Genomic DNA, 16,660 nt, shown 5'->3' with positions numbered 1-16,660 from the left:
TCCTCAGCCACAAGAGTGGCGGGATATCCCGTGTCCGGTTGGCAAAATCGTATCGTTGTGCCGGTTCCTCAGGCTGGAGGTGGTTGAGATATTCGTGCGGAAGCAGGTCGCGATGGCCGATCTGCCAGGCGCGTATGTCTAGACCGCCCCGAACGGTCCGTTATGAGGCGGCGTCTGCTTGTCGTAACGCGCCGAAGCGCCATTGGCGCGATTTCAGAAAAAAGGCATGCCAATGACCGTGGCGAGACCGATGCGGCGTGCAGGATCGGCGGGAGGCGTTTCATTCGATGTTCTATTTCTAAAGTAGAACGCTGGCCGGGTGCCACAACGGAGAGTTGTCATGAAGCTTTGGTTGATTGCCTTAGGGCTGCTGTTGGCAAGCGCGGGCGTGCAGGCGAAAACGACGGTCTGGCAGCCGGCTGACGGGCATACGCAAATACTGTTATGGCCTGGGATGGCACCCGATCTGCAATCGGTTCCCGGTCCAGAAACGATGTCGTTGAGCCACACGTTGTTGGCTGGCAAGCCGGTAACCAGTGTGACCAATGTGACCCGGCCGACGATGACGGTGTATGCGCCCACGGGGGAAAATACGGGCGCGGCCGTGATTGTGATTCCGGGCGGCGGGTTCGAGATACTGGCCATGGATCTGGAGGGAACTGAGGCCTGCGATTGGGTGACGTCCCATGGCATGACCTGTGTGTTGTTGAAGTATCGGGTGCCAAGCAAGCCCTATGACTGGACGTGTGACTGCCGTCCGCACAACTTTGCACTATCGGTGCCATCGCTGCAGGACGTGCAGCGAACGATGCGGCTGGTGCGCTTTCATGCGGCGCGTTGGCATGTCGATCCGCATAAGGTAGGCGTGCTGGGTTTCTCGGCAGGCGGATTCCTGGTGGCGGAGATCAGCACGAACTTCGATCGGCACCTGTATGCACCGGTGGATGCGGCTGACAAGGAGAGTGCCCGCCCGGATTTCGCCATGCCGATTTATCCGGGGCATCTCACCAACGGGGATGGCAAGTTGAATCCCAATGTGCCGGTGTCCAGCAAGACGCCCCCCACCTTTCTGGTGCAGGCCGAAGACGATTATGAAGATGGCGTGGACCAGTCGCTGGTCTACTACACCGCGCTGGCAAAGGCGCATGTGCCGGCAGAGATGCATCTGTATGCACACGGAGGGCATGCATTCGGCTTGCGGCCGACATCGAACCCAATCACGGGCTGGCCTCGGCTGGCCGAGGCGTGGCTGCGGACGATCGGCGTCCTCCGCGACTGAAGGCTGCTACGCTCTTTCTGTGATTGCTTGGTGTTGCATTGAAGGCGGCATCAATGACTGCAGTAAAGGCACACGTGTACGTCAGGGAAATATTTGAACGCTTTATCTGCGCGGTACGTTGATCTCTGGAATACGTGAATGAACGGGAAGAAATTGAATTAATCCACATACTGCGAGGATGGCTCAGAAGTATCCTGCCCGCCCAGGGGCGGCTTGGCTGTCGCATTGGATGACGCTGATAGATGATCACTCATACTGACAACCACGCGGTTGCGTCCTTCGCGTTTGGCGCGATAAAGCGCACTGTCCGCGGCGAGGAGCAGGCGTCGCAAGTCATGTCCATAGTGGGAAGTGGAGGCAACGCCAAAGCTGGCTGACATGGCAATGCGATCCTGCTCGCCGTCTGGCATCGCATGGATGGCTGCACGGATGTGCTCGGCGCGCTCGACTGCCTGAATGATGGCGCACTCCGGCAACAGAATGGCGAACTCTTCACCGCCGATACGGCCGAAGACGTCACAGGAATGCAAGTGCAATTGGCATATGGAAACGGCTCTTCGCAGTACGTTGTCGCCCACGACATGTCCGTGGGTGTCGTTTATTGCCTTGAAATGGTCGAGGTCAATCAGGATAAGGCATGCGTTGCGCGTTGATTTTTCTGCGTAGCGAAGCGCTTGCTCTGCTTCATCAACAAAGTGCTGACGATTGAAAATACCGGTAAGGCCATCCATGCGCGCCAGCTGCATAAAACGCAGTTGAGAGCGTTTGAGCCGATAGATCCAGAACACAATTGAGGCCAGAATAGTCAGCTGCAAAGCAATATAGAGTCGGCTTGTTTCCATTGCCTTGTGGTCTAGAGCTTGCTGTAGCTGAAGAATTTTATTTTGTTTGTTTAATTCCTCAAGTTGAACTTTCTTGGCCTCAACCTGTTGCTTGACGATTTGATAAGCAAGCGCCTTTTCGCGTACGTCATCCAAACGATCCTTGTCGGCGGTCATGTATTTTTCATGATAGGCAAGCGCCTCACGCAGATCTCCCCTCTGTCGCGTAATCTGATAGAGCAGCTGATACGCACTGATAAGTGGTTCGCTGAAGCCACTCTTTGTGGCATTGTCTACCGTGGCATAGGCATAATTTTCCGCTTGTGCGACGTTTCCCAGTTTCCAATAAGCCTCGGCCAGCATGGCGGTATACTCCGAGATCAAGTCTTCATATTTAAGACTCTGCACTTCAGCATATTTGCTCTGTAGTATGTTAATCGCATCACTTGTCTTGCCTTCTTGAAGAGCTAGGCTCGCCATGTCACGCCGTATTGTGTCGGCGGCTAAGGCGTCGTTGGCCTCAACGCATTCCGCTAGCCCCCTCTGGAGCTCCGGTGCAAGTATGCTGGCTGGCTGTTCTTTTCGGAATTCGGCATGGAGTTTTATTGCGATGCCTATACATCTGTAGCTGCCTGCGTTACGAACCAGAAGAATCTGATCGGTATAGCTGATAGCTAAGTCATATTGTCCAGCCTCGATCAACAGTTGTGCGGCTTCTGCGAGTACATGGAGCCGGGTGCTTTTATCGGTGATTCGGGGGAGTTCGCCGAGGGCTTGGTCGAGATAGGTGAAGGCTTCTTCATAGCGATGGCCGATACCAAGGATGTTAATCAGAGTAGCTTTGGCCTGTTCCTTCAAATTGATATCGGGAGCTTGCGTTGCTACCGTTTCAAGCATCTTTCCCGCTTTGTCATTATGGCCTGTGTAAGCGGTCTGCCAGGCTTCTAAATAAAATAGATGCCACTTTTCCGCACGCGACATAGTTGCTGTTCTGCTTTCAAGTTGCTGAATCAGCTTTACGTAGGTGGCGTTGTCGATCATTTTGAGATAGTCCGCGCGAGCAAAAAGCTGCGCGGTATCCGCTGATGGGGGCGTAGCAGCCACCACCATGCCCGCAGTCATGCTTAGGAGAAGAGTTGCATAGGCCCAGAACTTCAGGCGCTTGGAGCCGATCGCGGGCATTATCTCGGTTATGACCGGCGATAAAATGTTATCGGAGCCGACAGCTGCGCACCGAGCAAGGGTGTTGAGTCCTCAGAATCTTCACCTTCTTCCTCCGTCTCATCGGGTTCTGGTTGTTGCGGAACTTCGTGTGGTGAGGGAGCGGGAGTCTGTATGCCTATCAGCTTGGTATGTCCCAGTAGTGCGTATATTTCGCAAATGTCTCTGATGATAATGGCTGATCGTATTGATGTGTCTATGCCAATATCGATCAATTCCTGTTCCATGTCCTTTTCTGACATGAAGCGCCAGTGTGCTTCGCGCCCCATTTTTTCTAAAAGTTTGACGGTGTCTGACATCTTTTACCTCTTTTTTTTAAGCTTTTTAAATGCCATTTCGCGTCTTGCGTGGAGGGCGTGCCAGTGCGCCCGGATGGCCATAGAGCGCGCCGCAAACCCTTTTGCCAGCGCGAACCTCAGTTATCATGAGGTCGTCACTTCCTGATCGATTTCTTTTCGCGATTTCCCTTTCCTGTAATAGGGCTGCAGGTTGTGAACGTCCTTGTTCTTACTCGTGAGCCGCAACTCGCCAATGCTGTCGGATACCCCAGGCACGACATCAGCATGCTCGATATGGCTGCGTGCTAGCAGGCTGATATGCGAGCCGAGTGTGATGCCAATGCCCACGCATGCCAAACTGCCTTTGGATGTCATGCCTCTCAAGCTCTGCTTCATCGCTGATGAAGGACAGTATTGCGTGACCAGAGATAGACGTCGAGCATTGCCTTATTCGGAATCGGAAGGATGTTGAATGGGGGTCGCAGGGACTAATAATTGTCATTATCTGCGTGCTGCATCTGCCGGGCGGACATTTGTGTATGTGTTGCCCTGCCTAGGCGAGGACCTGGTCAAAGTCGGTTTTACAAGCGATCCCGTTCGGCGTTTTCGTGGCTTTCATCCACGGTTCTTCGCGCTGTTTGATCTGGAGCGGGGACTCCTGGTCGAAACAAGGCGGCAGCGAGATGCGCGGCGTATGGAGCGGCTGCTGATCGAGCGTTGGCCGGAACACCGGGCCTCGGCGCCTCTCGTGGTATCCGCGGCGGCAGGTGGACATACAGAGTGGTTCCGCGGGATAGGGGCTGAGGTGGGTCCCTTTGTCAGTCGAGTCGCGGACCGCTATGGCTACGTCTTGCATTATTCGTTGCGGGGATGGTTATACGATCGGTTCACCGAGCAGGTCGAGCAGCTTTATGAGTGGTCGCTGCGCATGCTGGAGATGGTCGAGTGGCAGATGGCCAATGTTCCGCCTCTGGCGAGGGATCCCCGGTATGCCGCGGCCTTGGCTGACACCTTACAGGCCTGCCTGGCAGTAGGGGTGGATCTGTCCGGTCGGTTGCCGCCTCGTGTGGCGGCATGGCTTGAAGAGCGAAAGGGGGACTAGCATGGTGCTCACGACTACGTCGTTACCCTGTATAACCCCCGTCCCGTGGAATTCAGCTTTGTGAAAGCGCTCCGTCCGCCGTTGTTCGTCTGGCTGGTTGCAGTGGCGGTGCTGGTAGTGGTCGTGGGGCGGCTGGTCCTGCCATTCGTCATACGACAAGGCCTCAATGTGCGTTTGGCACATATGGGGGCCTATCACGGCACTGTGGCGGACATCGACCTCCATCTTTGGCGTGGCGGCTACACCTTGCGAGGTTTGCGCATAGACAAGCGAGGCGGGCGTCCTAACGAGCCATTCCTGACGGCGCCTCGCACGGAGGTCTCGGTGAGCTATGCGGCACTTTTCCATGGACATCTCCGGGGACGCATCGGCTTTTACGACGCAACCATTAACTTCATCGATGGACGTACCGAGAGCGAGAAGCAGACGGGAAAAGGGGTGGACTGGAGCGAAAAGTTGAACATCCTGATCCCCGCCCAATGGGACGATATCGATATTCATCGCGGCACCGTAACGTTCCGCAATTTTGTTTCGAGTCCGCGTGTCGATCTAAAAATGACCGACGTCGAAAGCACGATCACCAACCTCGCCAATACCCGGAAGACCGGTGAGTCACGCACGGCGACCCTGCATATGACAGCGAAGGTGCTGGGCGATGCGCCGCTGGAAACGGAGGCGCGCTTTGATCCGGTGCATCGCTTGGGGGATTTCGATTACCACGTGCGTATCACGCATATTCAATTGGTTCGCCTCAATGACTTGGCGCGTGCCTATGCAGGGCTCGATTTCGCAGGAGGCACGGGCGATTTCACCATGGTTTTGAGCGCCCAACATGGCTATCTGAGCGGATACGCCCGGCCGATCTTCAAGGATGTGCAGCTTTTCAGTTGGAAAAAGGATGTTGGACAGGATCGAAAAGGCCCGATCCAACTCCTCTATGAAGCCGCCGCGCAAGGTATGGTGGATCTGTTCAAGAATCCATCGAATGGCCAGTTCGCTACACGCGTGCCGATCAGTGGTCGCATCGACGATAAGCAGTTTGATGCATTGCAGGCGATTGTGAATACGTTGCGCAATGCTTTTGTGCAGGCGTACAAACCGCAACTTGAGCATCTCAGGCCGGCGCCAGGAGATTCTTAGATGGCCATCGAGATCAACCAGGATACGGCCTGCTGACAGCACGGTGTCAGCAGGTGTGGCTCAGGGTATGCGTGATCTCCCGTACGGAAACATGGACATGTCTACCCCCCACATCATTTTATATGCGTCTCGCCCTGGGTTCGGTTTGCCGGAGACCAGCCCTTTTGTCATCAAGACCGAAGTGCAGCTGCAGATGGCAGGCCTGCCTTACGTGAAGAAGCCGGCCATGCCATCGCAAGCCCCCAAAGGCAAGTTGCCTTATATCGTGGACGATGGCGAAGCGATTGCGGATTCCACTTTTATCCGCGCGCATATCGAACGCAAGTACAAATTGGATCTGGACGAAACACTGGATGGGTGCCAACGCGCTGAGTCATGGACAATCGAACGCATGCTCGAAGACCATCTCTACTTTGCCATGGCCTGGTTTCGCTGGATGGTTCCGGAGAATTTCGCCAAAGGGCCGGCTCGGTTCGCTGATGGCGTACCCGAAGGGGAGCGTGAGCAGATGCGCAAGGACATGCAGGTGCGTAAAGACGCGGATTTCCGTGGTCACGGCATGGGGCGGCACTCGGCAGCGGAAATTGCCGTGCTGGGCATTCGCTCCATTCATGCCACGGCGCAACTATTGGGAAGCAAGCCGTATGTGATGGGTGACCGTATCAGTGCGGTCGATGCTACGGCATTTGGAGTACTGGCCTCGGTGCTGACGCCGTTCTTCGATACGCCTGTGCGCGATGCCATGGTAGCGCATCCGCCTCTGGTGGCTTATGTGGATAGGATGATGCGTCGTTACTATCCGCAGCACCAATGGGAGCCGCTGGAGGCGGCAGAAACCGTGTGAGTTACGTGTGCACATTCACTGTGTGTGTCGATTGTTTCTTCTCTTCTTCCACATTCCTTTAAGCTTTGCCGCATCATTTTGCGTGGTGTCCATGGGGTTGCCAGGGCCTGCAAACAGGTTCTGGGAAGGGGTGAACGAACTCATCCATAGTTGAGTTGCGCGCCTTTGCTGTTCTTGAACGTCTCGAAGACGAAGCGCCGGGCTCCTTGGTGCTAGGCTTTTTCTGCCTATAAACCAAGGAGCCGTCCATGGAAGTCAGCTTCAATAACTGGGGCGAGGCCGCCGCATTCCTTTCCGAACGTACTGATATTGCGCTGGAAGGGCTGATGACATTGAGCGCACAGCAGATGGTGGATCAGCAGGTGATCGCCGCGCTTCTATCGTCCCACTCACATTTAAAGGCTGCTGCCGAGGCCTGGCGTCATATGGCGTCAGCGACACTGCCCATTACCCACTTGCGGAGCTTGCAGAACGATCAGCCGGAGTCTGTGCGGGAGGCGTACTCCGAGCGAATGGCTTACTGGGAGGAAATCTTTCGCCGAGCGATCCCCGAAAACGAATAAATCCGGGCAGCCTTCGGCATTCTCACTCGACTTGCATCGAGTTCCTGGGTGCACGTCGTGGAAACGTGAGCAGGGTTGAAGGGTGCAGACCATGCAGGAAAGTTGAACGGGTTCTAAGGCAAAACGAGGGCAGCCGTTAGCAGGGGGATGCGAAGCCGATGGTGGCATGCAACCATATGTCGTCCTTCTCTTCACATGCCTGTTGCGTCTGCCTCATGATGCTGAATCATTCATTCCGATGCCTTATGGCAACTGTCGTTTTTCTTATCGCCAGCTCCGCTACTTGGGCGCAGATGCCCTCCACCGTGCAGTTGCAGGACTTCACCTGGACGGAGTTGCGCGCGCAGATTCGCGCCGGAAAAACCACGGTCATCATTCCGATCGGTGGAACCGAGCAGAGCGGTCCTTATGTCGCGGTAGGCAAGCACAACGTACGCGCCGAGTATCTATCCGACAAAATCGCGCAACGGCTCGGCAACGCATTGGTTGCACCGGTCGTAGCGTATGTGCCCGAAGGCAGCTATGCGCCGCCCACCTCGCACATGCGCTTTCCCGGCACGATCACCATTCCCGATGATGTCTTTGAAAAAATGCTGGAGTCGGCCGCCAACAGTTTTGCGGTGCACGGTTTTCGGAACATCATTTTTCTGGGTGACCATGGCGGTTATCAGAAAGACCTCAAACAGGTCGTCGCCCATTTGAACAAGCAGTGGGCGGGAACGCATGCGCGCGCCATTCTTCCGCCCGAGTATTACGACACGTCATCGGACGGCTATGCGCAGATTTTGCGTCAGCATGGTTTCCGCAATGACGAGATCGGTACACACGCCGGGCTGGCCGATACGTCGTTGCAGCTTGCCGTAGCCCCTCAAATGGTGCGGCTGAACGAACTCCGGAATGCTCCCAAGCCCGGTGCTGCGGATGGCGTGTACGGCGGTGACCCGCGGCGTTCTACCGCACAACTCGGTGAGCTGGGGGTGGATGCTATAGTTTCGCGCACTGTCGATGCCATTCGCAGGGATACGGCGGGGCACTGAGAGCGCGCAGGTCGTAAATCAGGGTTTGCTTTTTTTCTGATAACAGGAATTTGCCGTGAAATTTGATCGTTTTGGGCGTCTTGCCTTGCAAGCTGGCACGGTGCTGGCGGGGTTGTGCGTGGCTGCGGTTTCCGTGGCGCAAACGATAAAAACCGTGCCTGGCATGCCGCCGGTCACTAACCCGAACAACATGTATAGCGATGCGGGCTACAACATGTTCAGCCCTGCGGTGGCGGGAGATTTGCCGCGTATCTATGTGCCCAACCTGCGCTCCGATGACGTGTATGTCATCGATCCGTCCACTTTCAAAGTCGTCGACAAATTTCCGGTCGGGTATAGTCCGCAACATGTCGTGCCGTCGTGGGATCTGAAGACGCTTTGGGTGACCAACAACGCAGAAGGTCGCACCGATGGTAGCTTGACGCCGATCGATCCCAAGACCGGCAAACCCGGCAAGGCGGTGCTCGTCGACGATCCTTACAACATGTACTTCACGCCGGACGGGAAGGAAGCCATCGTCGTGGCCGAAGCACATGCCCGTTTGGACTTCCGCGATGCACACACCATGGCCTTGAAGTCCAGTTTGCAGGTGCCCGAGTGCAAGGGCATCAACCATGCGGATTTCTCGATCGACGGCCGCTACGCGATCTTTACCTGTGAGTTTGGCGGCCGGATCGCCAAGATCGACATGGTGCATCACAAAGTGCTCGGCTATCTGCAACTGAGCAAGCACGGCATGCCGCAGGACATCCGCGTCTCACCGGATGGCAAGGTGTTCTATGTGGCCGACATGATGGCCGATGGTGTGTATTTGATCGATGGCGACACCTTCAAGCAGATCGGCTTTATCCGTACCGGTATCGGCACGCACGGCCTGTATCCCAGCCGTGATGGCACGAAGCTTTATGTTGCCAACCGCGGTTCCAATCTTGTGCACGGTCCGCGGCATGGGCCAGGCAGCGTGTCAGTGATCGACTTTGCTACGCGCAAGGTGGTTGCCAACTGGCCCATTCCTGGCGGCGGCAGTCCGGACATGGGCAATGTCACCGCCGACGGCAAGTGGCTATGGTTGTCCGGACGTTTCGACGACGTGGTGTACGCCTTCAACACGACGACCGGCCAGGTGAAGATCATCAAAGTCGGCATGGAGCCGCATGGCTTGGCGGTGTGGCCTCAACCGGGCCGCTACTCGCTCGGGCATACAGGCATCATGCGCTGATCTGTACACGGAAAAGGGCCGGTATATCGGCCCTTTTTTATAATCCTCTTTGCCGACGTTGTTCCAGTGTCAGACTGTGAGGACGTTTCGTCCGGCTTATAGCTGGATCACATCAAAATGCACGTCGGGATTGACGTCCGCATCGTAGTCGACATCCTTGCGGTCGAAACCGAACAGGCGCAGAAAATCATGCTTATAGCCCGCGTAATCGGTGACCTGCCACAGGTTTTCCGTCGTCACTTGCGGCCATAGTTCTTTGCAGGCCTGCTGTACGTCTTCGCGCAATTCCCAATCGTCAAGGCGCAGGCGGCCTTCGCTGTCGGTCTGAGGTGCGGCCCCATCCTGGCGATACAGCGAATCGTGGAACAGGCGATTGATCTGCTCGATGGTTCCTTCGTGAATGCCTTTTTCTTTCATGATGCGAAACACCATGGAGACGTAAAGCGGAATCACGGGAATGGCGGAGCTGGCTTGTGTGACCACCGACTTCATCACACCGACATAGGCGTGAAGATCGTGGGCGACATACCGCGTCCGCAATTCGCGCGCCGTATTGTCCAGATGCTGCTTGGCCTGTCCCAGGGTGCCGTGCCAATAGATCGGCCAGGTGATTTCGGTACCGACGTAGCTGTAGGCCACGGTACTGGCGTGCTCGGCGAGCACACCGGCTTTGCTGAGGGCGTCGATCCACAGCGCCCAGTCTTCACCGCCCATCACGGTCACGGTGTCCTTGATCTCTTGTTCGGTCGCCGGCTCTACCGAGACTTGCACCACCGCGTCGCGATTAGTGTCGACGGAAGAGGCGGTAAAGGTCTTGCCGATCGTCTTCAGTGAAGAACGCACGACTTCGCCGGTGCCGGGCATTTTGCGCACGGGTGATGCAAGGGAATAGACGACCAGATCGATCGGGCCGCCCATCTCGTTCTTGATCAATTCGATGGCACGCTCGCGGGTTTCATTGGAGAACGCATCGCCATTGATGGAGCGGCTATACAAGCCGGCCTGTTTGGCAAGCTTGTCGAACGCGGCAGTGTTGTACCAACCGGCGGTGCCGGGCTTGGTTTCGCTGGAGGGCTTTTCGAAGAATACGCCGAGGGTGGCCGCGCCGTAACCGAAGGCAGCTGTGATGCGGGAGGCCAAGCCGTATCCCGTGGATGCGCCGATCACCAGCACCCGCTTAGGGCCCGTAGCCGGTGTACCCCTGGCCGTGGTGATGTCGATCTGCTCGATCACGTTTTTCTCGCAGCCGACCGGATGCGCCGTGATGCAGATAAAGCCGCGAACCTTGGGATGGATGATCACGAAATACCCTCATGCAACAGACAAGGCCGCCATTCTAAACGGCGAGAGGGACCATGCGCTGCCGCAGGGATGGGGGCCGGATACAGCCAAGTCTGCTCTAGGCGGGCGGGTTGGCATTCCCTTGACGCCGTCACCACCCGGTGTTGGTCCCAGCCGGCGCATGATCCCAGCCATTCGACTGGCCACTGAGGTGTTACATGCAACCTTCCCATCAAGACGGCGAACCCCGCCCGACAGAGGGCAAAGAAGCTGACAAACTCGACGATCCGAGGCGACGGCGCGGACCACCGCAACGGCTGGAAGACACCGATGCCAGCGGAGATGCCTATAACGATACCGGTGATGAGAACCAGCGGCAGAAGACAGAGCGTGACTCATGAGCCATCGGCAACAAACCCGATTGTAGCGTGGCTTCCATCGCAGAACGGCTTGTTTTGGCTGTGACCGCAGCGGCAAAGAAAAGCATTGGTAATGCGCGCGACCGTGCGGCCGGTGCCGCTGACGATTTCCAGATTACCGCGCACTTTCAGCGGACCGTTCAACTGAGGGTCGATGTGCAAAGGCCCGTTGCGTACCGGCATTGCATCCGTTGACGTGCCCGTGGGTGGTTCTCCGGTAGCGGTGAATCCGGCGTCATGGTGGGAGCCATCGCAGAATGGTTTGTTCTTGGAAGCGCCACAACGGCACAGGGTGGCGCGAAAACCCGCGGATACGCCATCTATGCGCAGGTCGCCACGAAAAGCATAAGGCCCTGCCTCGCGGATGGCGGCCAGATTGACCGGCGGAGCGGTTTCATCGGGCCGCCCATCACGGCGTGCATACCGAATCGCGCCGGAAGGGCAGGCGTGAGCGATATCCACCAAGCGTTCGGCATCCATGGCGTCAGGATGAATCCATGCCCCTTGCACATTGGCCAAAAAGACATCGGGTGCGCCAGTGACGCAAAAGCGCGCGTGAATGCATCGCTTCCCTTCATACAACACGGTGAGTTTTTCACCTTCGACGCGTTCGACGCCATCCTCGGTCACTGCGGTTGGGGTGACGTGGGCATCGGTACCGGCACTCGATACGGTGACGGGTGTCGTCGCCGTTGCTGCAGGCGCCGGTCGGGAAAGATCGAAGCCTTGTTCGGCACGGCGCAACAATCGCGCGAAGATGGAAACCGCTGCCGTGATACGCGAGTCTCCCGAGGCTTGCAAGCGTTCCGCTGCTTCCAGCAATTGCTGCAGGCGTTCGCAGAAAAAGCGACGCGCGCTCGGACCCGGAGGCAAAGCGGATGTATCGCGCAAGGTGATAAACGAAACACCCGCATGACAACCCGGATGGGAGGGTCCCGCAGGCAATCGTGCAGCGCGTTCGGCTAGCGGCGTCAACGCATGCATCAACCCTACGGCGAGGTCCAGCGACAAGGTCTTGTCCGGATCGGGGGCGGGTACAGCATAGGCGTAGGCAAGCAAGCGCTGCATCAATCCATAAGCGCTGTTAGCCAGGTCCACGACGGCGATCGCATCGGGATTTTCCAGCCACACGCGTCCTTCAGGGCGTGGCGGACGACGCAGGACGGGATTGGTCGCGGCTGGAAAGGCGGGAGCAAAAGACGGATCGGCGGCGAGCATCGCCTGATACTCCGCGCGTATCGCCGAGAATCTCTGATAGTGCGAATCCTGCACATTCTCCTGCGCACCTTCACCCTGTGTGATGATGGCATTGAAGGCGGCCAGCGCGGTCTTCAGGCAAATCACACGATTGGCGTCGGGCAGCGCCACTTCAGCACGCGACACCTGCAGCGCGGGGTTGCCGCATAGTGCGCCTTCCTCTCCGTAGGCATTGGCGATCAATTGCAGCCCGCGTCCCAGCGTTTGGTAGAAGGTACCGACCGTGTCGTAATCCAAGCCCATCGGGGTAAGGCGCGGTCCATCGACTCCGCGCGTGAAAACCCGTTCGGGTTCGAAGCCTGTGCCATCGGGTTCGGTCGAACCTTCAGGCCGTTCCAGGTAAATGAAATGTTGCAGCGTGGCTATGTTGAATGGCGCGAGCTTCACCACGACACCTGCAGGCAAGTAGCCGGGATCGAGCGGAAAATTGGAGCGTCCGACGCGTGGCGCGCCACCCAGGGCGACGGTAATGTTCCACACCGAAGTGAGATGCCCCATCTCTTCGATGGCGATTTGCAGAATGCTATGCCGCCAGCGCCTGATGGCCTCCAGCTGCTGCGCCGTGACACCTTCCTCTACTGACGACTTGAGTGAAAACGCGGCGTACAGGTACGTGCACATCAGGCAGTGTTCCAGCTCGGCTGCCTCATACAAAGCGTGCAGCGCCTGCTCACGGCTGGGAGCGGGATGCTTTGGGCTATAGCTGACCACGGCGCGTGCCCTCGACGGTGCAGAGAACCGAAAAGGTACACCGTTGTGCGGTCGCGTTCCTATCCCGGGACGAAGGAACGCGACCTTGTTTGCATGACATCAGATGAACATGCCGCCCGATGCTTCGATGCGTTGGCCATTGATCCAGCCGCTTTCTTTCGACAGCAGTGCGACGGCAGCGCCGCCGATATCGTCCGGTAGCCCCACGCGTCCCAGCGCTGTCTGCGAGGCGATGAATGCGTTGACGTCGGCGTTGTCGCGCACCACGCCGCCGCCGAAGTCGGTTTCGATGGCGCCGGGAGCCAGGGTGTTGACGGCGATGCGGCGCGGGCCGAGTTCCTTGGCGAGATAACGCGTCAGTACTTCGATGGCGCCTTTCATCGACGCATAAGCCGAGTAGCCAGGAAGGGCAAAGCGCGCCAGTCCGCTGGAGACGTTCAGGATGCGACCGCCATCGGCAATCAGCGGCAAGAGCGTCTGGGTGAGGAAGAACGCGCCTTTGAAGTGGATGTTCACCAGTTCGTCGAACTGGGCTTCGGTGGTTTCTGCGAAGCTGGCATGGATGCCGATGCCGGCGTTGTTCACGAGGTAATCGAAGTGATCGCGTTGCCAATGCTCCTTCAAGGCGGCTTGCAGCGCTTCCTTGAACGCCGTGAAGGTCGAAGCCTTGCCTACGTCTAACGCTAACGCGACTGCCCGGCGGCCTTGCTTGCGGATGGAGGCCACTACGGCTTCCGCTTCGGTTCGGTTGGAGCGATAGGTCAGCACCACGTCGGTACCGTGTTCAGCCAGCTTCAACGCCATGTTCTTGCCCAGTCCGCGGCTGCCGCCGGTGATAAGGGCGACGGGTGTGCTCGTGCTCATGAGGGGCTCCTGAAGGGAATAAGAAATCAGCGAGGCACAGCATATTGATCTGTACATGCTGCATAAATCGGCTGAAGATGAGCACTGTGTTCGTCAGTAACGAACAATCAAGGCTTGTTGGGGTAGGCCATGCATCGAGTCGAAGCCATGCAGGTTTTCGCGCGTGTCGCGGAACTGGGCGGTTTTACCAAGGCAGCCGATAGCCTGGGCTTGCCCAAGGCCAGTGTTTCCACCGCCATCCAGCAGCTGGAGGCACAGCTCGGCACTCAGCTTTTGCATCGCACGACACGCAAGGTGCAACTGACCCAGGATGGCTCGCGCTTCTACGAGCGCTGCAAGGATGTGCTTGCTGACCTGGATGAATTGGGCAGCATGTTCCAGCAAGCCCCGCAATCCTTGCGTGGAAGGCTGCGGGTCGACATGAACAGCGGCGTGGCGAGGCATGTCATTCCTTATCTGCCGGCGTTCATTCGCGAACATCCACAGATCCAGGTGGAGCTGAGCTGTACGGATCGGCGGGTGGATGTCGTGGGTGAAGGGTTCGACTGTGTGGTTCGCGTCGGCACGCTCAATGATTCGAGCCTGATTGCGCGACCGCTGGGATATCTGCAGGTCCTCAATTGCGCGAGCCCCGCTTACCTTGCTCAATACGGTGTGCCACAGGCGCTTGAGGACCTCGCGCATCACAAACTCATTCATTACGTTACGACCTTGGGGCAACGGCCGCCCGGCTTCGAATACATGGATGGCTCGACTTGCTGCTACGCGCCCATGGAAGGGGTGCTTACCGTCAATAGCGTCGAAGCCTATGAAAGCGGGTGCCTGGCCGGTTTGGGCATAACCCAGACACCCCGCGCCGGCATCGGGCATTTGCTTGAAGCAGGGCGCTTGGTAGAGGTGCTGCCGCAATACCATGCCGAACCGATGCTGCTTTCGCTGCTTTACGCGCAGCGGCGCAACCTATCGGTACGTGTGCAGGTGTTCATGGCGTGGCTGACCGAGGTGTTGGTGGCTTATCTGGATCGTGCCTGAATCTTCGATCGCGTTCGCGGAAAACTGTCATGACGGCTGGCTAAGTTATGGATAGCCATGCCGTTCCCGCAGCGACGCAAATTGAACAGTCGGTGCGACGGCATGATCCCTCCATTTCTGCATGAGGCTGTATGTCATGACGACTTCCAGCAACGCGCTCTCGGCGATCGATCACATCGTTGTACTGATGTTGGAGAACCGCTCCTTCGATCACATGCTCGGGTTTCTTTATGCCGATGCGGGCAATAGGTCACCGACGGATCAACCTTTCGAGGGTTTGAAGGGCGACGAATCGAATCCTGGTGCAAACGGCACCGAGCCGGTTACCGTTTTCAAGATTGTTGCTGGGACGTCCAACACGTATTTCATGCCAGGGGCGGACCCTGGTGAGGGTTATACCGCCACCAATGCCCAGCTATTTGGCAGCAATGCCGCGCCGACGCCGGCGGTAGCGACCAACCAGGGATTCGTCAGCAATTTTGCGTACAGCCTGGGCTGGGAGTCGAAAGAAAACTATTCGATTCTGCCCGGCACCGTGGCCAATGACATTATGGGCATGCACACCCCGGCCACTCTGCCGGTGTTGTCCGCCTTGGCGCGTGGTTTCGCCGTGTGCGATCACTGGTATGGTTCTGCGCCGACTGAAACCTTGCCGAATCGCGCGTTTGTCCACGCCGCCACGTCGCAGGGGCATATGGACGATAAGACCAAGACGTTCACGGCGCCCACCATCTATGCCGCATTGAACAAGAAGAACATCCGTTGGAAGATTTACGGCTACGACGCTGATCCACTCACGCGGCATACCTTTACTGACATCACTAATCTGGCGGACAGCTATTTCGGCGAATTCACGGATTTTCAGGCGGATGCGGCAAACGGAACGCTGCCTTCGTATGCTTTTCTGGAACCCAGCTGGGGTTCAAAGGGCAACAGCCAGCATCCCAATTATGACGTCGCGCTAGGCGAGCAATATATCCACGATGTGTACGAGGCACTCCGCAACAGTCCGCTATGGAATCAGACGCTGTTGATCATTACCTATGACGAACATGGCGGCTGCTACGACCACGTGCCGCCACCGACGAATGCGGTGCCCCCGGATCAATCGGCCGGTGAATACGGATTTGATTTCAAGCGTTTTGGACCGCGTGTTCCTACTGTGCTGGTATCGCCGCGCATTCCGGCGGGAACGGTATTTCGCGCCTCGGGTGCAACACCGCTCGACCATACGTCGATTCTGAAAACCGTGGAGCTGCGTTGGGGATTGTCGGCTCTGACAGCACGTGACGCGGCAGCCCCTGACATCGGCGCGGTGCTAAGCCTTGCTTCGCCGCGTACAGATGATCCATTGAGCGACGTCACGGTGCCAGCGTCCACCGGTAGCAATCCTTCCGCCAACAAGCCTTCGCATCTCCAGGAAGTGTATGCAGATCTGGTATCGCGACTGCCCATCCCCGACGCGGTAGAAGGCACGCATCGTCCTGCGCCGCGGCTTGAGACGGGCTATGACTACGACCGCTATATCAAGGAACGCTTGGCGGCCTGGAAGGCCAGTCGCAAGGCGTAGCCCGGTTACCGTTGTGTATGGC

Annotated in this window: 16 protein-coding genes and 1 pseudogene; 10 read left to right on the top strand and 7 right to left on the bottom strand. The window is 57.4% G+C overall.

Going from position 1 to position 16,660, the window contains the following annotated elements; all coding sequences use genetic code 11:
- Positions 1–340 precede the first annotated feature (340 nt).
- Positions 341–1,279, top strand: coding sequence for an alpha/beta hydrolase (locus AC4HNJ_RS10920; protein ID WP_490479593.1), 939 nt, complete (start codon positions 341–343; stop codon positions 1,277–1,279).
- A gap of 158 nt (positions 1,280–1,437) precedes the next feature.
- On the opposite strand, the gene AC4HNJ_RS10915 is transcribed toward AC4HNJ_RS10920, so the two are convergent.
- The 3 genes from AC4HNJ_RS10915 to AC4HNJ_RS10905 all read right to left on the bottom strand — a co-directional run bounded on the left by AC4HNJ_RS10915 (position 1,438) and on the right by AC4HNJ_RS10905 (position 3,947).
- Entirely contained in the window at positions 1,438–3,210 is a 1,773-nt protein-coding gene (locus tag AC4HNJ_RS10915; RefSeq protein ID WP_490479592.1) for a tetratricopeptide repeat-containing diguanylate cyclase, read from the bottom strand.
- Between the two features lie 80 nt (positions 3,211–3,290).
- Positions 3,291–3,620, bottom strand: a complete 330-nt coding sequence (locus AC4HNJ_RS10910; protein ID WP_490479591.1) for a hypothetical protein — start codon at positions 3,618–3,620, stop codon at positions 3,291–3,293.
- Positions 3,621–3,743: 123 nt separating this feature from the next.
- The gene (locus AC4HNJ_RS10905; protein ID WP_490479590.1) at positions 3,744–3,947 is read right to left on the bottom strand and encodes a hypothetical protein; all 204 of its coding nucleotides are present in this window, start codon (positions 3,945–3,947) and stop codon (positions 3,744–3,746) included.
- Positions 3,948–4,071: 124 nt separating this feature from the next.
- Here AC4HNJ_RS10905 and AC4HNJ_RS10900 point away from each other — a divergent pair, with 124 nt between their 5' ends.
- The 6 genes from AC4HNJ_RS10900 to AC4HNJ_RS10875 all read left to right on the top strand — a co-directional run bounded on the left by AC4HNJ_RS10900 (position 4,072) and on the right by AC4HNJ_RS10875 (position 9,504).
- Positions 4,072–4,701, top strand: a complete 630-nt coding sequence (locus AC4HNJ_RS10900; RefSeq protein WP_490479589.1) for a GIY-YIG nuclease family protein — start codon at positions 4,072–4,074, stop codon at positions 4,699–4,701.
- A 60-nt stretch (positions 4,702–4,761) separates the two neighbouring features.
- A complete protein-coding gene (locus AC4HNJ_RS10895; RefSeq protein ID WP_490479588.1) occupies positions 4,762–5,841 on the top strand; it encodes a DUF748 domain-containing protein in 1,080 nt (359 codons plus the stop codon).
- Positions 5,842–5,938: 97 nt separating this feature from the next.
- Positions 5,939–6,685: a glutathione S-transferase family protein gene (locus AC4HNJ_RS10890; RefSeq protein WP_490479587.1), complete on the top strand. Its 747-nt coding sequence runs from the start codon at positions 5,939–5,941 to the stop codon at positions 6,683–6,685.
- 248 nt (positions 6,686–6,933) lie between these two features.
- Positions 6,934–7,248: a hypothetical protein gene (locus AC4HNJ_RS10885; protein ID WP_490479586.1), complete on the top strand. Its 315-nt coding sequence runs from the start codon at positions 6,934–6,936 to the stop codon at positions 7,246–7,248.
- 245 nt (positions 7,249–7,493) lie between these two features.
- Entirely contained in the window at positions 7,494–8,285 is a 792-nt protein-coding gene (locus AC4HNJ_RS10880) for a creatininase family protein (protein ID WP_490479585.1), read from the top strand.
- A gap of 100 nt (positions 8,286–8,385) precedes the next feature.
- Entirely contained in the window at positions 8,386–9,504 is a 1,119-nt protein-coding gene (locus tag AC4HNJ_RS10875) for a YncE family protein (protein WP_490479704.1), read from the top strand.
- Positions 9,505–9,600: 96 nt separating this feature from the next.
- Here AC4HNJ_RS10875 and fabV read toward each other — a convergent pair whose 3' ends face one another.
- A complete protein-coding gene (gene fabV, locus AC4HNJ_RS10870) occupies positions 9,601–10,806 on the bottom strand; it encodes an enoyl-ACP reductase FabV (protein ID WP_490479584.1) in 1,206 nt (401 codons plus the stop codon).
- A gap of 197 nt (positions 10,807–11,003) precedes the next feature.
- On the opposite strand from fabV, the gene AC4HNJ_RS10865 reads away from it, so the two are divergent.
- Positions 11,004–11,186, top strand: a complete 183-nt coding sequence (locus tag AC4HNJ_RS10865) for a hypothetical protein (RefSeq protein WP_490479583.1) — start codon at positions 11,004–11,006, stop codon at positions 11,184–11,186.
- Here the strand turns inward: AC4HNJ_RS10865 and AC4HNJ_RS10860 are convergent.
- From AC4HNJ_RS10860 to AC4HNJ_RS10850, 3 genes and pseudogenes are all read right to left on the bottom strand, one after another.
- Entirely contained in the window at positions 11,181–11,834 is a 654-nt protein-coding gene (locus AC4HNJ_RS10860; RefSeq protein WP_490479703.1) for a CDGSH iron-sulfur domain-containing protein, read from the bottom strand. The genes AC4HNJ_RS10865 and AC4HNJ_RS10860 overlap by 6 nt on opposite strands.
- Positions 11,835–12,449: 615 nt before the next feature.
- Positions 12,450–13,172, bottom strand: a pseudogene (locus AC4HNJ_RS10855) (ferritin-like domain-containing protein); the annotation flags it as partial.
- Between the two features lie 99 nt (positions 13,173–13,271).
- On the bottom strand, positions 13,272–14,036 hold the full coding sequence (locus tag AC4HNJ_RS10850; protein WP_490479582.1) for an SDR family NAD(P)-dependent oxidoreductase: 765 nt from the start codon (positions 14,034–14,036) through the stop codon (positions 13,272–13,274).
- 129 nt (positions 14,037–14,165) lie between these two features.
- Between AC4HNJ_RS10850 and AC4HNJ_RS10845 the strand changes: the two genes are divergently transcribed.
- Positions 14,166–15,068: a LysR family transcriptional regulator gene (locus AC4HNJ_RS10845; RefSeq protein ID WP_490479581.1), complete on the top strand. Its 903-nt coding sequence runs from the start codon at positions 14,166–14,168 to the stop codon at positions 15,066–15,068.
- A 136-nt stretch (positions 15,069–15,204) separates the two neighbouring features.
- Positions 15,205–16,638 carry an alkaline phosphatase family protein gene (locus AC4HNJ_RS10840; protein WP_490479580.1) on the top strand — a complete coding sequence of 478 codons (1,434 nt, stop codon included), beginning with the start codon at positions 15,205–15,207 and terminating at the stop codon, positions 16,636–16,638.
- Positions 16,639–16,660: the final 22 nt, after the last annotated feature.

It is taken from the genome of Dyella sp. SYSU CM1112 (assembly GCF_058216415.1).
The sequence above is the reverse complement of the archived record's forward strand: the minus strand, read 5'-3'. Positions and strand labels throughout refer to the sequence as shown.

Bases quoted from the DNA above. Each gene is read 5' to 3' on its own strand.
- AC4HNJ_RS10920 (WP_490479593.1), top strand. From the start codon at position 341: ATGAAGCTTTGGTTGATTGCCTTAGGGCTGCTGTTGGCAAGCGCGGGC.
- AC4HNJ_RS10915 (WP_490479592.1), bottom strand. From the start codon at position 3,210: ATGGTGGTGGCTGCTACGCCCCCATCAGCGGATACCGCGCAGCTTTTT.
- AC4HNJ_RS10910 (WP_490479591.1), bottom strand. From the start codon at position 3,620: ATGTCAGACACCGTCAAACTTTTAGAAAAAATGGGGCGCGAAGCACAC.
- AC4HNJ_RS10900 (WP_490479589.1), top strand. From the start codon at position 4,072: ATGGGGGTCGCAGGGACTAATAATTGTCATTATCTGCGTGCTGCATCT.
- AC4HNJ_RS10890 (WP_490479587.1), top strand. From the start codon at position 5,939: ATGTCTACCCCCCACATCATTTTATATGCGTCTCGCCCTGGGTTCGGT.
- AC4HNJ_RS10885 (WP_490479586.1), top strand. From the start codon at position 6,934: ATGGAAGTCAGCTTCAATAACTGGGGCGAGGCCGCCGCATTCCTTTCC.
- AC4HNJ_RS10880 (WP_490479585.1), top strand. From the start codon at position 7,494: ATGGCAACTGTCGTTTTTCTTATCGCCAGCTCCGCTACTTGGGCGCAG.
- AC4HNJ_RS10865 (WP_490479583.1), top strand. From the start codon at position 11,004: ATGCAACCTTCCCATCAAGACGGCGAACCCCGCCCGACAGAGGGCAAA.
- AC4HNJ_RS10850 (WP_490479582.1), bottom strand. From the start codon at position 14,036: ATGAGCACGAGCACACCCGTCGCCCTTATCACCGGCGGCAGCCGCGGA.
- AC4HNJ_RS10845 (WP_490479581.1), top strand. From the start codon at position 14,166: ATGCATCGAGTCGAAGCCATGCAGGTTTTCGCGCGTGTCGCGGAACTG.
- AC4HNJ_RS10840 (WP_490479580.1), top strand. From the start codon at position 15,205: ATGACGACTTCCAGCAACGCGCTCTCGGCGATCGATCACATCGTTGTA.